Origin of the sequence: uncultured Shewanella sp. (assembly GCF_947501665.1) — a bacterium.
GTDB lineage: Bacteria > Pseudomonadota > Gammaproteobacteria > Enterobacterales > Shewanellaceae > Shewanella.
In genome coordinates this window covers 1-13,929 of the sequence record NZ_CANMWS010000010.1, presented here as the reverse complement: position 1 = coordinate 13,929, position 13,929 = coordinate 1, and the positions used below count along the sequence as shown (strand labels likewise).

At 38.6% G+C, this 13,929-nt stretch carries 15 protein-coding genes and 1 pseudogene; 10 read left to right on the top strand and 6 right to left on the bottom strand.

What is annotated here, in order from left to right:
- Positions 1-49: 49 nt before the first annotated feature.
- The 3 genes from pdhR to ampD form a co-directional block, all read right to left on the bottom strand.
- Entirely contained in the window at positions 50-802 is a 753-nt protein-coding gene (gene pdhR / locus Q0976_RS09080; RefSeq protein WP_299493195.1) for a pyruvate dehydrogenase complex transcriptional repressor PdhR, read from the bottom strand.
- A gap of 310 nt (positions 803-1,112) precedes the next feature.
- Complete coding sequence (gene ampE / locus Q0976_RS09075) at positions 1,113-1,964, bottom strand: beta-lactamase regulator AmpE (protein ID WP_299493193.1); 852 nt, start codon at positions 1,962-1,964, stop codon at positions 1,113-1,115.
- Positions 1,965-2,086: 122 nt separating this feature from the next.
- Positions 2,087-2,683, bottom strand: a complete 597-nt coding sequence (ampD, locus tag Q0976_RS09070; RefSeq protein WP_299493191.1) for a 1,6-anhydro-N-acetylmuramyl-L-alanine amidase AmpD — start codon at positions 2,681-2,683, stop codon at positions 2,087-2,089.
- Positions 2,684-2,840: 157 nt separating this feature from the next.
- On the opposite strand from ampD, the gene nadC reads away from it, so the two are divergent.
- Complete coding sequence (gene nadC, locus Q0976_RS09065; protein WP_299493189.1) at positions 2,841-3,743, top strand: carboxylating nicotinate-nucleotide diphosphorylase; 903 nt, start codon at positions 2,841-2,843, stop codon at positions 3,741-3,743.
- A 39-nt stretch (positions 3,744-3,782) separates the two neighbouring features.
- On the opposite strand, the gene Q0976_RS09060 is transcribed toward nadC, so the two are convergent.
- Positions 3,783-4,472 carry an HAD family acid phosphatase gene (locus Q0976_RS09060; RefSeq protein WP_299493187.1) on the bottom strand — a complete coding sequence of 230 codons (690 nt, stop codon included), beginning with the start codon at positions 4,470-4,472 and terminating at the stop codon, positions 3,783-3,785.
- Positions 4,473-4,651: 179 nt separating this feature from the next.
- On the bottom strand, positions 4,652-5,305 hold the full coding sequence (locus tag Q0976_RS09055; RefSeq protein ID WP_299493185.1) for an outer membrane beta-barrel protein: 654 nt from the start codon (positions 5,303-5,305) through the stop codon (positions 4,652-4,654).
- 591 nt (positions 5,306-5,896) lie between these two features.
- Between Q0976_RS09055 and Q0976_RS09050 the strand changes: the two genes are divergently transcribed.
- The 8 genes from Q0976_RS09050 (at position 5,897) to mutT (ending at position 12,787) form a co-directional block, all read left to right on the top strand.
- Positions 5,897-6,427 carry a prepilin-type N-terminal cleavage/methylation domain-containing protein gene (locus Q0976_RS09050; protein ID WP_299493183.1) on the top strand — a complete coding sequence of 177 codons (531 nt, stop codon included), beginning with the start codon at positions 5,897-5,899 and terminating at the stop codon, positions 6,425-6,427.
- Between the two features lie 39 nt (positions 6,428-6,466).
- Positions 6,467-8,344, top strand: a complete 1,878-nt coding sequence (gene pilB, locus Q0976_RS09045) for a type IV-A pilus assembly ATPase PilB (RefSeq protein ID WP_299493181.1) — start codon at positions 6,467-6,469, stop codon at positions 8,342-8,344.
- Between the two features lie 80 nt (positions 8,345-8,424).
- Positions 8,425-9,681: a type II secretion system F family protein gene (locus Q0976_RS09040; protein ID WP_299493179.1), complete on the top strand. Its 1,257-nt coding sequence runs from the start codon at positions 8,425-8,427 to the stop codon at positions 9,679-9,681.
- A 57-nt stretch (positions 9,682-9,738) separates the two neighbouring features.
- Positions 9,739-10,656 carry an A24 family peptidase gene (locus tag Q0976_RS09035; RefSeq protein ID WP_299493177.1) on the top strand — a complete coding sequence of 306 codons (918 nt, stop codon included), beginning with the start codon at positions 9,739-9,741 and terminating at the stop codon, positions 10,654-10,656.
- Between the two features lie 24 nt (positions 10,657-10,680).
- Positions 10,681-11,298, top strand: coding sequence for a dephospho-CoA kinase (gene coaE / locus Q0976_RS09030; protein WP_299493175.1), 618 nt, complete (start codon positions 10,681-10,683; stop codon positions 11,296-11,298).
- On the top strand, positions 11,295-12,017 hold the full coding sequence (gene zapD, locus Q0976_RS09025; RefSeq protein ID WP_299493173.1) for a cell division protein ZapD: 723 nt from the start codon (positions 11,295-11,297) through the stop codon (positions 12,015-12,017). The genes coaE and zapD overlap by 4 nt, the downstream gene beginning before the upstream one ends.
- Positions 12,018-12,155: 138 nt before the next feature.
- Positions 12,156-12,368 (top strand): DNA gyrase inhibitor YacG, encoded by a 213-nt coding sequence (gene yacG, locus Q0976_RS09020; protein WP_299493172.1) that lies wholly within the window; start codon positions 12,156-12,158, stop codon positions 12,366-12,368.
- 11 nt (positions 12,369-12,379) lie between these two features.
- Complete coding sequence (gene mutT, locus Q0976_RS09015) at positions 12,380-12,787, top strand: 8-oxo-dGTP diphosphatase MutT (RefSeq protein WP_299493170.1); 408 nt, start codon at positions 12,380-12,382, stop codon at positions 12,785-12,787.
- A gap of 52 nt (positions 12,788-12,839) precedes the next feature.
- Here the strand turns inward: mutT and Q0976_RS09010 are convergent, their stop codons facing one another.
- Positions 12,840-13,139 (bottom strand): hypothetical protein, encoded by a 300-nt coding sequence (locus Q0976_RS09010; protein WP_299493168.1) that lies wholly within the window; start codon positions 13,137-13,139, stop codon positions 12,840-12,842.
- A 223-nt stretch (positions 13,140-13,362) separates the two neighbouring features.
- Here Q0976_RS09010 and Q0976_RS09005 point away from each other — a divergent pair.
- Positions 13,363-13,529, top strand: a pseudogene (locus tag Q0976_RS09005) (transposase); the annotation flags it as partial.
- Positions 13,530-13,929 lie beyond the last annotated feature (400 nt).

Below are 13,929 nucleotides of genomic sequence, written 5' to 3'. Positions count from 1 at the left end.
AATACTTCATTCAATCAGAAGCCACATTTCCAAATAACTTAAGTATTAACTAATTTTCGCTCTTTAAACGGCGCAGACTACGTTGCAACCGACTATCTTCTTCCCGCACAGAGAGCATCACTTCTTCAATGTAGCTTAAATGCTCATTAGAAGCGGCTCTTGCTGCATCAGGATCGCGACGAACAATAGCAGCCAATAAGGCTCGCCTATGTTCATTTGCCATCGTCGAGGCTTCCTCTCTACGACGAAGCAACGCCAAATTCTGTTCCACATTTTTATGCAGTACAGGCGTTAAACTTAAAATAAGGTGCAACATCGCCACATTATGCGATGCTTCAGCAACGGCGCGATGAAACTGCACGATGGCCTGAGCTTGCTCACTGATTTCTTGAGCCGCTTCGACCTTTAAAATTGATCGCTTAATACTTTGCATATCGGCATCCGTACCGCGTAATGCAGCAAAATATGCCATCATACCTTCTGTTGCATGACGAAATTCTAGCAGATCATACTGACTTTCAGAGTCATTATGCATCAGCTCAACAATTGGATCGGCTAAGCTTTGCCACAATTGTTGCTTCACGTAAGTACCGCCACCTTGGCGACGTAATAACAAGCCTTTGGCCTCAAGCTTTTGAATTGCCTCTCGCAATGAAGGACGAGACACTTCAAATTGCAATGCTAATTCTCGCTCAGGAGGTAATTTTTGCCCAGGTTGAATGCTTCCTTCCAAGATCATTTGCTCCAACTGGCTCATGATCACATCTGAAATTTTTGGCTGGTTTATTTTACTATAAGCCATCGGCCTTTCAGCTCCTATTGTAAATTGGTCTTACCAATTTAATTGAATTGAGCAAACTTTAGCAAATCAAGGTTGTGATGTCCAGCGAGTGAAGAGTTGATGAAAATACACTCAATTACAGAAGAATAACTGACTATAGCAAAGAAAGGGGCCCGACCATTATGCTAACCAGTGATAAACACACCTATCTTGTTGATTATAAATGAATAAATTTAACTTTAATTAGCTTAAAACAGTCAGCAAAATAATAAGTAAATATAAAAATGGGTATAGGAGCTATACCCATTAATACAAGATATATTGTTAAGCGCTATTTAATCACCCCAAAAATAGTCAACAAAGCCACGACAATAATTAATAATATAAAATTACGTTTACTGAGCTGTAAAAGCGAAAGTGTTGATTGAACACATACGGACTCTTTTGATTCTAACGCCACAGTTTCTGCCGCCATAGCGACCTTTGTGACCATATCTCTTGCTGAACATTTAACATCCATTGTGGTGGAAAGCCACATTGCAAACCCTTGACTAAACTTTCCACTAAGCACATAACCAAAAGCAAAGACACGGCTTGGGATCCAATCTAACACGAATAACAAACAGTCTACCCATGGCAAATTAAGCCCATTTCGCTTATTTAAATCACTATAAAACCTTGCGGTTCCATAAAATAATGCTCCAATAGGCCCACAGACAATAAGGTAAAGTGCAATCGCACCAAAATAACGATAATTAATCCAAGCGACACTTTGCCCGACTTTTGCGCCTAGCTCATATTCAGTCACCGCGTCTAAGCTTTGAGTCGGCTCTAACTCCTCAGCATGATGAAAGCACCCTTGCACATCGTCTCTACAAGCAGACTGCATATAAGCTTTGAATGCCTTTCTTTGATCTTGATGACTAAAGCAAATAACAGCAACAACTAACCATAAGAGTAAGTTTAAACTTCCCCATAAAAAGTCACTGATCAACCAACTAATCAAGGCAACCACCAATGCTGGAAATATCACTGCCAGTGCGAGCATAACTTTTGACTTTAATTGTTCATCGCCAAATAGCATTCCATGATATCGTGACATCAAAGGATTAAACTGCCAAAAAGGAGGCAAAATTTGAAACCGTTCAATCAAAATTGCCACTAGTAAAACAAATAGTGTCATAACGCTACCTATCCCATAAAACTACGGTCAAAAGAGCTATTGAATTTACATTGCTAAACAATCCACAATTCCTCATTTAACCCGTAGAGCAAATTGATTCAAATAAACTGTTCACTTCATTGTTAAATTAAACCAGCTAGATAACGTTTCCAGTCAAAGCTGTTACCAGGATCCGTTTTTCGCTTAGGTGCAATATCACAATGGCCAACAATCCGTTCTTTATTGAGTTTAGGATAAACTCCCATTAATGTGTTGCTCAGATGAGTCAAAGTACCATATTGTTTTTCCGTATAAGCAATATCATCTGTGCCTTCCAACTCAATTCCTATTGCAAAATCATTACAGTTTTCGCGTGCTTCAAACTTTGACACCCCAGCATGCCACGCTCTATCGTCACAAGAAACATATTGAATCAACTCCCCGTCTCGACGAATAAGAAAATGGGCAGACACTGTCAGTCCATCTAAGTCCGCAAAGCTAGGGTCGTCCTCACAATTAAGGCATCCCATAAATAAGTGATCAATATAGGGCAAGCCAAAACATCCTGCTGGTAAACTAATATTATGTATCACCAATAAGCTCACCTCGCCACAAGGTCTTGTATTAAAGTGAGGGGAATGAATATGCCGAGCAGAGCTCACCCAGCCATGCTTCACGTTATCATGAATCGAATTGCCCACAATAGATATCTGAGAGGCGGTTTTAGTTAAATAAGGCATAAAAAAACCATAATGATTTTGAATTACTCTACCAATAATACTGACACAAAACAAAACAAAAAGGACAATAAATCTCCCTGAACTCAAATCAATTCTATGCTACTCTAAAGCCAATATTTCGCCTTCAAATGCTTGAATACAGCAAGGACATTCCATCATGCTTGAAAATGACATTCGACTTTCAGTCAAAGCCGCACTTGACGAAGACTTAGGTCATCAAGATGCTCATCACAATCAATCATCTCATCACCGTAGCCAAGCCGACATTACTGCGCAACTGATCCCAAGTGATAAACACGCGCAAGCAAAACTCATCACTCGTGAAGAAGGCGTCTTTTGTGGCAAGGCTTGGGCAGAACAAGTTTTTAATCAATTAGGTGGTGAAGTAGCTTTACTTTGGCACGTGGATGACGGTGATTTATTAGTCCCTAATCAAGTGCTTTGTGAATTATCAGGATCTGCTAGAACCATTTTAACGGGTGAGCGTACGGCAATGAACTTCATTCAAACGCTATCAGGTGTTGCGACTCTCACTAAAACTTATGTCGATAAATTAGCAGGCACCCATGCACAATTACTCGATACACGTAAAACTCTTCCAGGATTAAGAACAGCACAAAAATATGCTGTCACCTGTGGCGGAGGGGTTAATCACCGAATTGGTTTGTATGATGCTTTTTTAATCAAAGAAAATCACATCATGGCCTGCGGTAATATTATGAATGCCGTTACGACGGCCCGCCATTTACATCAAGATAAAGTGGTTGAGGTTGAAGTTGAAAATATGGCCGAGCTCAGTCAGGCATTAGCAGCCCAAGCTGACATTATTATGCTGGATAATTTTGATATTAGTATGATGCTAGAGGCCGTTGAAATTAATAGCCAGTATAAAACTGATGATTCATCGAGTTATCGAGGAGCAAAGCTAGAAGTATCAGGAGATGTGACTTTAGAAACCATTGCTAATTTTGCCAAAACAGGGGTAGATTATATCTCTGTTGGGGCGCTCACAAAGCACATTCGTGCATTAGATTTATCGCTGAGACTTCAAAGCGAGTAATTATCAACATAAAAAACCACTTGTTCTTCAAGTGGTTTTTTACGGAATAAAATAATACGGATTTGGCAATTTATATATTTTATCTGCATAACCTCCTAACAAATCACTGTACTGATCACCAATAGAAAAAAGAATTCGGTATCCTTTATCGAATATTTGCTGGCGAATTTTTGATTTGTAAGGGATCACTGACGGTTTATCATAATCGCTGGGTTTCATATATAACGTTTTCCAACCACTATAGCCTAAACGCATTAATTTTTCAGTGGCAAATTTGCGATAAGTATCTTGATCGCCAGTAATAATAAATATTGTTATACCATGATTTTTAACAGAGTTATAAAGCCTTAAAATAGGTGGAATAACACGAGGTGCTATCTTATTGTTATAGGACATGGTGATGGTTTTACCGTCATGTAATAGTCCCATATTTAACGAAAAGTCACTTAAATACTGATAAATATTGTCATAATTTGAAACCATGGTTTCATCGACATCAAACACAACAGCTAATTTTTTTGAAATACTGTACTTTTGCTCAATTTGTTCTCGTAAATTTTTTTCAGCTTTTTCTACCACCATCGTTAATTCATACAAGTACTGACCAGAGTCATGATACTCAACCAAAGCCGCTATTGAATCATGACTATTTTCAGGAGTCACTGCACCGAGGTTAATAGAAATAAATACAAAGCTTAACGATAAAAAAGCAGGGCACATAAATTTCATTTCGCATTCACCGACTATAGATTGCATGATATGAATAAACTATAGAGTGAAATTGATACATAGGCGGGTTAACTTAGATAAAAACAGCAAAAAGACTAGCTCGTTAATAATCTAATCTTAATGCGCTTTATGTCTCAATAACCAGAGTTCAGATTAGATAAGTGTGCAACTAATCCAAACTAGAATCGATATGAGGCTCTCACGCCAATGAGCGTATTAGCGGGAATATAATCATTTTCCGTTTGATAAGTCGCAGATAAACCTAGCCCAACATGGTTTCTAAAGTGATATTCCACACCCGTCCCCGCAATACCCACTATACGGGTTTGATTTTTATCGATAACCATATCGGAATACACATATTCATCATGTACATCGGCTTGATAAAGCCCTAACCCTGCTTTTGCAAAAACATTAAAATTATTCGCTAAAGGGTAAGAATAAATAAAACTCCCATCAATACCTTGAACCTGATAATGCCAACTAGCACTGTTATTGCCCACACTAGCGCTACCATCCATATCGACAGTATTGTTATAACCCACTTCAAAAGCATAATGCTGAGTAAATTGATACCCCGCAAATAAACGCCCACCAAGGTTATCAGAACCCCATAAATTTAAATCTGCGTTATCAATACTCTGATAAGAAGCATTGGTTTGACTATTTTTAGAATAACCCAGTTCAGTACCAATATAAAAACCCGTATTCTTATTGGCAACCTGTCGACCATAGTGCGGGCCATGTGGCAAAACGCTATCTCCTCTAGGTTTCGCCATAGTGGGCAGGGAAACACACATCAGCAGTAACATGACAAGCAATTTGAATTTCATTACACCATTCTTCTCTTTCTTGAATATTGGCCGTCTAATTTAACGACTTTTTGTCTCCTCCCCTACTCAAACCTATTTCTGAATCGTTTTACTTCATTATTTTTCGTTTAATTAATAACCTTTATATATTACTTTTAATGATCTTATATAGAAAAAACTGTAAATACTACAATCAATTAACAAATATAAATATTCTCAGGTTAACTATAATGAATAAAATGAACACTCATTCAAGTTGACATGACTTTAATGAGTCAGTGAATAGCTGGTAATCTCAAATAAGGTATAAAAAGCGGTAATAAGATGTAATAAATCCCCCCTAACCAGTATAAAAATCACTATTCATTATAAATTCAATCTAATAGCGAAAAATCCCCCTATCAACTGGTTTTAAAAGCCAATGAATAGACTTTGAATACATCATTAGATAAATAAAATTGCTCAATATTTCTCTTTTTGTACTACCTTTATACTATCTCAAGTGCTTGTCGCCTACCTTAATCGAGCACAAGCATAAATATCGAGCCAAACCTTGATTCAGAATAACCCGCTCACTGACACAGTGAAGCTAATGTAACTGGAGAGACGATTATGAGTACACACGTCACGGATGACAGGAAAATCACACCTGATCATTCATATCGCCCGTTCAAGACATCTGATATAGCCACTGATATTGAGCATGAGTGCGCTAATCCACCACCACATCACCAGAAAGGTTTTACGCTTATTGAACTCATGATAGTCGTAGCCATTATCGGTATTCTCGCCGCAGTGGCTCTGCCTGCTTATCGGGATTACACCGCTTCAGCACACGGTGCCGCCGCCATGAAAGGCGTCGCATCCTACACAACAAAAGCGGTAACCTGTGTTCAATCAGGAATTTCTTGTACATCACTAGCAACTGAAATCGGTGACAACGATGCCATGAGCGTATCCTCGACTCTTGCTGAAGGCAGTGGTGGAACACTTACTTTTGATGAAGGAACTTGTAGCGTCAACGCTATTATCGCTGATGATGGGACATTAACTTATACAGCGACTGCTAGTAGTGAAGATGCCGCTGCAGATGATGGTCAATGCCAAGAAGGTTCTGGCGCTGATGCACCAACCCCAGCATAAAAGTAAACATATTCTTATCTTTTATAAAGCAGTACTGGCTTGAGTAATCTTCAAGCCAGTATTAAAAATGAATTGCCAAATAACAGGTATTCTTCAATGCCCACTTCTGCATTCAATTCAACGCCAAACACTAATACTTCACCTCAAATTGATGCATCAAATAATATCAAAACAACTTCTTCTCTTTCCGGTCTTGTAGGATTGTTTGCTCGCCATAAGCTAAGCGATGAATCCACACTCATTCAAGCACAACAGCAAGCCAAGTCACAACAGCAAGCTATTATTAGTCATCTTGTACACCATGAGTTAATTAGCGCTTATGATATTGCCCAAGTGTTACATAAGGAGTATGGCACCACTTTATACGATCTTAATGAACTTGAACTCGATAGCTTAGATGAGGATATTCTCAATAAAAAACTCATTGAAAGACATAATTGCTTACCTTTGTACAAACAAAATAATCGTCTTTATGTCGCCACCTCCGATCCCACCAACATAGCTGCATTAGAGGATTTTCAATTTAGTGCGAGTATGCATACAGAAGCGATATTGGTGGAGGAGGATAAGCTTACTCAGGCCATCCACCGCCTATTAGATCTGGATACCGATACCAGCTACTTAAGTCAAGTCGATGAAGAAGCCTTACTCAGTTTAGATGCCTTTGATGATCATAGTAGTCACCAAGAACAAGAAGAAAATGATCACATCAAAGATGAAGCTAAAGATGATGCGCCTATTGTGGTTTATCTCAATAATACACTCGCTAAAGCCATACACAGAGGCGCCTCCGATCTTCATTTTGAACCCTATGAACACAGTTACCGTATACGATTTCGTATTGATGGTATTTTGCACCTCATTGCCGAGCCGCCAATCGCTTTAGCCTCTCGTATTGCAGCCCGTTTAAAAGTAATGGCAAAACTCGATATTGCAGAACGCCGCCTGCCGCAAGATGGCCGTATTAAACTGCCATTAAATCAAAAAAAGAATCAGACTAAACCTAAACCTAAATCTATTGATTTTCGAGTCAGTACCTTGCCGACTCTATGGGGCGAGAAAATCGTTATGCGTATTCTCGACTCTTCATCGGCTCAGTTAGGTATTGAAAAACTCGGATTTGATCAAAAGCAAAAGCAATTATACCAAGACATGCTAGCCAAACCTCAAGGGATGATCTTAGTCACCGGCCCTACAGGTTCAGGTAAAACCGTGTCGCTTTATACAGGTCTTAATCGACTCAATACCGAGGAGCGCAATATCTCCACCGCCGAAGATCCTGTCGAAATAAACCTTGAAGGGATCAATCAGGTCCATATCAACCTCAAGGCCGGGCTCACCTTTGCTTCTTCTTTAAAGTCATTTTTGCGTCAAGATCCAGATGTTATCATGGTGGGGGAGATCCGCGACCTTGAAACCGCAGAAATTGCAATAAAAGCCGCGCAAACTGGTCATTTAGTCTTATCGACACTTCACACTAATTCTGCTGCTGAAACATTGACTCGCCTACTGAATATGGGCGTGCCTGGGTATAATATTGCCAGTTCTGTGACCCTTATCATTGCCCAGAGACTCACACGGCGACTGTGCCCTCACTGTAAACAACAAGAGACCATTCCAGAAGATGAATTATTGAGTTTAGGTTTTAATAAACTGCAAATTAAGCAAGGCATAAAGTGCTTTCACCCTATTGGCTGCGACCAATGTTCGGGAGGATATAAAGGACGGGTTGGGATCTATGAAATGCTTCCTATGTCTGAAACCATTGCCAACACCATTATGCAAGGAGGCAATTCACTCGATATTGCCAATCAGGCCAAAAAACAGGGCATGCAAGATTTACGCTTATCGGGATTACTGAAAGTCATCGAAGGGGTCACTAGCCTTGCCGAAATTAATCGAGTCACACAATGGTAAGTTTTTTAAAATGAACTGCCATGTTAAATGGGTAATCTGTGATGAATGATGTTAGCAAAGCCACATGAGTACAACGACATATGAGTGCAAGTAATAGTATTAGTGCAAAACGTCAAGCCAAGCCTGCTCCTAAAATCACCATTTATCAATGGCAAGGACTCAATAAGCAAGGTGAGAAAGTCTCTGGAGAGCTGCGCGGCACCAGCATGGCGGAGATCCGCAGTAAACTAAAATCTCAAGGCATAAGGCCTAAACGCGTTCATCGGCAATCAAAACCTCTTTTTAAACTTCCTCCACCTAAAGTCTCAGCCATGGATATAGCCATGATGACGCGCCAAATAGCCACTATGCTAACTGCTGGCGTGCCATTAGTCACAAGTATTGAACTGATTGCACGAGGTCATGAAAAAATAAAGATGCGCGAATTACTTGGACAAATTCTTGAAGATATCCAATCAGGAACCCCCCTTTCTGAAGCACTTCGTGCTCATCGACTTTATTTTGATGATTTATTTGTCGACTTAGTGGCTGCAGGTGAGCATGCTGGTGCACTTGAAACGGTATTTGATCGCATCGCACTGTATAAAGAAAAAGCTGAGCAATTAAAATCTAAAATAAAAAAAGCCTTATTTTATCCCATTACTGTTGTCATAGTCGCAATTGCCGTCACTTCAATGCTGCTATTATTTGTCGTTCCCCAGTTTGAGGAAATATTTAACGGCTTTGGTGCTGAATTACCTAGCTTTACACAAATCGTTATCCAAATATCAAAGGGACTACAGGCATCTTGGCATTTCATGGCAGTCGGTTTTATTATCGGTATAATCGTTTTTATACGAATGCATCGTCATTCATTATTTTTTAGAGATAAAGTAGATGCCTTAGTATTAAAAATCCCTGTCATTGGTCCGATCCTTCATAAAGCGGCCATGGCCCGTTTTGCGAGAACGCTTGCAACGACTTTTGGTGCAGGAGTGCCATTAATCGATGGATTGGAGTCTGCTGCAGGCGCATCTGGCAATGCAGTATACCGTAATGCAGTATTAAAAATGCGAGAACAAGTCGTTTCAGGTATGCAAATGAATACAGCAATGCATACCACAGGGTTATTTCCTGATATGCTGGTTCAAATGGTCATGATTGGTGAAGAATCAGGCTCTTTGGATAACATGCTTAATAAAGTCGCCAATATTTATGAGATGCAAGTCGACGATGCTGTTGATGGGCTAGCGAGTCTAATAGAGCCTGTCATGATGGTTGTCATCGGAACCTTAGTCGGTGGCTTGATTGTTGCGATGTACTTACCTATTTTTCAGATGGGAAAAATTGTCAGCTAAGAATAGACTTTCTTAGGAACTGTTGATAACAATTTAATAACTAGAAATAAGAAAATAATGACTGAACTGGTTACACAACTTACTCTATATCCATGGCTTTTCATTACTATTAGTTGCTTATTTGCGGCTATTTTAGGGAGTTTTTTAAATGTCGTGATCCATCGCTTGCCCGTCATGATGAAAAGGCAATGGCAACAAGAGTGCAACGAGTACCTGAGCCAATATTTCCCCCATATTGTCAAAGAACACTCAAAAGATTTAGCCCACTCAATCGATACATACCCTGCACGCTATAATTTAGCTGTACCAGCTTCTAGCTGTCCACATTGCCATAACAGTATCAAACCTTACCATAATATACCTATTCTCAGTTGGCTGATACTAAAAGGTCAATGCGCCCAATGCCAAAAGGCAATAGCTGTTCGATATCCTCTTATTGAGTTAACCAGTACAATATTAATTGGCTTTCTCGCTTGGCATTATGGTCCAACTCACCTCTTTATTTTTTCAGCGATTCTAACACTTTGTTTAATCGTATTAACTGCGATTGATCTGGACGAAATGCTACTACCAGATCAAATTACCTTGCCACTCCTTTGGTTAGGTATTATTGTTAATATAAACATGGGGTTTGTTTCTTTATCAAGCTCTATTATTGGTGCAATTGCGGGATACCTCAGCTTATGGCTAGTCTTTTGGGGGTTTAAATTACTCACCAACAAAGAAGGTATGGGCTATGGTGACTTTAAACTCTTAGCTGTATTAGGAGCTTGGGTTGGCTGGCAAATGCTCCCCATTATCCTCATTTTATCATCTGTTGTGGGCGCTATCGTGGGCATAATGATGGTACTAACAAAGCAAAAACAATATAGCCAAGCGATTCCTTTTGGCCCCTACCTTGCAATTGCTGGCTGGATAACCATGATCTGGGGCACACCAATACTGAATAGATACTTGTCCTATTTATACCCATAATACATAAAAATAAGAATATTCATTATGTCCAAATTTATAGTAGGTTTAACTGGTGGAATTGGAAGTGGAAAAACAACTGTAGCAAATCTGTTTGCCCGTTTAGGGATTTGCCTGATTGATGCTGATGTTATTGCAAGGCAGGTTGTCGATAAAGGTTCAATAGGATTGGCAGAGATCTGTGCACATTTTGGTAATGATATTTTATTAGAGACAGGCTATCTCAATCGAGGAAAATTAAGAGACGCTATCTTCAATAATCCACCTGAACGTCAGTGGTTGAATACTTTGTTGCATCCAATGATCCGCAGCGAAATGGAACATCAAATAAAACACGCTAATTCAGCTTATGTCATTATGGTTGCACCATTACTATTTGAAAATGATCTAGATAAAAAAGTAGATCGTACTTTAGTTATCGATCTTCCCCCTGAGTTACAAAAAAAACGTACCCAATTACGAGATAATGTAAGTGAAACACAAATAGACAATATCATCGCAAGTCAAATGAGTCGAACTGAAAAGCTGTCAAAAGCGCATGATGTTATCAACAACCAAGGAACTGAGTCTGCACTCAATGAGCAAGTTGCACAATTACATGCAACATATTTGAAGCTAGCAAACAGTGCAGAACATACATCATGAATACACTAATTTTTGAACATCCATTAAATGAAAAGATCCGTGGCTATTTACGGTTAGAATACCTAGATCAACAATTAGAGCAAAATTTAGCAGAAGATCATCAAGCTCGCTGTTTTGATCCATTATTTTCTTTATGTGAACTAACAGAGCGTTGTGACTATAGAGGCGAAGTCTTAAAAGATCTCGATAGGCAATTAGCCCAGTGGTCGATGAACAATGCTCCAACACTTGACTCTATCCCCGATCCCGTTACCTCACTAAAAGAAAGCCGCAACAAGCTTAAACTTGCACCACGTCCGGGAATACAAATTAAAAATGATCGTTTTTTAAGCACGCTACGACAACGATACAATATGCCTGGTGCTTGCTGTAATTTCGATCTTCCACAATTACATTTTTGGCTTGAAAAACCTTGGGAGCAAAGGCAAATGGAATACCGTGGTTGGAAAGAGCAATTTTCTGATTTATTAACGCCAATCAAATTGCTGTTAACTTTAACGAGACATGCTAGTCATTATAAAGAGTGTTCTGCTCACGATGGCTTTTTTCAAGCACACAGTGAACATCCACTCTCTTTGGTTCGCATTAAGCTGGATCCTAACGATCAGTGTTATCCAACAATCAGTGGACATAAAAATCGCTATGCCATTCATTTCATGCAATTTGATAATCAAAAGCATGCTAGTGAAAATATACCTTTTCAGTTAGCGACTTGCTGATAAAAAATAAAATTTGATAATCGTTAACAGAACATAATAAAGTGAGATGAACAGCTGACAACACTTTTCATCTATTCACTCATTTTGAGGTATAATACCTTTATAAAGTCCTTTTGCGATTATCGAGTTTAACCAAATATGCCACTTACCGTTACTTGTCCAACTTGCCAAGATACTGTCAATTGGAATGACTCTTCTCCCTTCAAGCCATTTTGCAGTGAACGTTGCAAACTCATTGATTTAGGTGATTGGGCTTCAGAAAAACATGCTATCCCTGTTAAGCCCGAGTTTGATCCTGAGACATTAGACGATCTTGGGTATGATGAAGCAGATTTTTTTAAACAGGACTAAAACGAAATTATATGAATAACAGAATACATGTTGCTGTTGGTGTCATTGTGAATGAAGCACAACAGATCTTAATCGCTAAACGCCATGCACATTTACATCAAGGTGGAAAATGGGAATTTCCAGGAGGAAAAGTCGAGCAAGGTGAAACTGTGACTCAAGCTTTGAGTCGAGAATTAAAAGAAGAAATCGGCATTGATATTAACGAAACACAACCCTTGATGGAGATTAATCATAATTACCCAGACAAACAAGTTCAACTTGATATTCATTGGGTAAAAGACTTTGAAGGTATTGCCACGGGGTTAGAAGCACAAGAAATCATCTGGATAGACAAAAATGAGCTGCTAAACTACAATTTTCCAGCCGCAAACAAGCCTATTATCGAAAAGATCCTCGAAGACTCTTCTATATCAGTTTAAAGGATCTTATTTTCAATCCAGTTGATCTCGCCTCAATCAACTGGTCTTTACCTTAATCCAATTTAGTTTGGGTACCTGTCGCCATATCATAAATCGCATAAAAAGAGCTTTTATCTTGATATAAATGTCCTACTCTTTCTTCATCTAAATCGTGCACGCTGAATTTGCACATATAAATGTCTTTTTTGTATTTCTTAGCAACCTGCACTTTTATATCACTATAATAGCCATTGTAATCATAAAACCTTGCCAACTCTGAACATGCTTGATCAGCAGCAGACCATTCATTTTGCGCTGCCGATAATACAGTTAATGGTAATAGTAAAATTGCAGTAATAATTAATTTTTTCATAAAGTTGACGTTAAATACTTTGTTTTTTAAAGCGACTCTTCATCTAAATTACTCGAAAAAGAATCCCATTAAGCATGAAGTTTATACCATTATGATAACTGACAGGTTATTTTTAATATTCTAAAAAAATTAAAAATTATCATTTTAATTCATATACTTTGGTGTGATATCTATTGAATATTGTTATCACTAATGGCCCGCTTGGCATACGAATGAAACAACAGAATCATTCGATAACTTATCAATATTAAAGCTCCCGTCCTATTCCCCATTCTCTATTTACAAAAACTAAACCCCATTGAGCAAGTATGGCAATGGTTAAGGCAACACTGTTTAGCTAATCGATGCTTCAGAAATTATGACGATATCGTTGAACCATGCTGCAGTGCATGAAACACATTTATTGAATGTAAAAGCATATGCTCAAAGAGCTGGGCAAAAGTGAACAAGTTCTAATGCAAATTGGTATTAGATAAGACAACAAGTTGTTCAGAAGAATAATTTTGCATAATGAAAAGCGAAATGAAATCGTACTACATTAGATCATATTTGAGTGCAGATTGGTATAATGTTTGTCGTGCATGGAACACATTTATTGAATGTACTTATAGGGTTAAAAGCATATTCTCAAGAAACTGGGCAAAAGTGACAAGTTCTAATGCAGATTGGTATCACTACGTTCGAGCTCTCTATTTTCCCATGTTCGAGTGGTCATACCAATCTAAGTAAAAATATGATCTAATTGTATTTATTACATTCGCTTTATGGTTTGTTATGGATAACCTAAAAA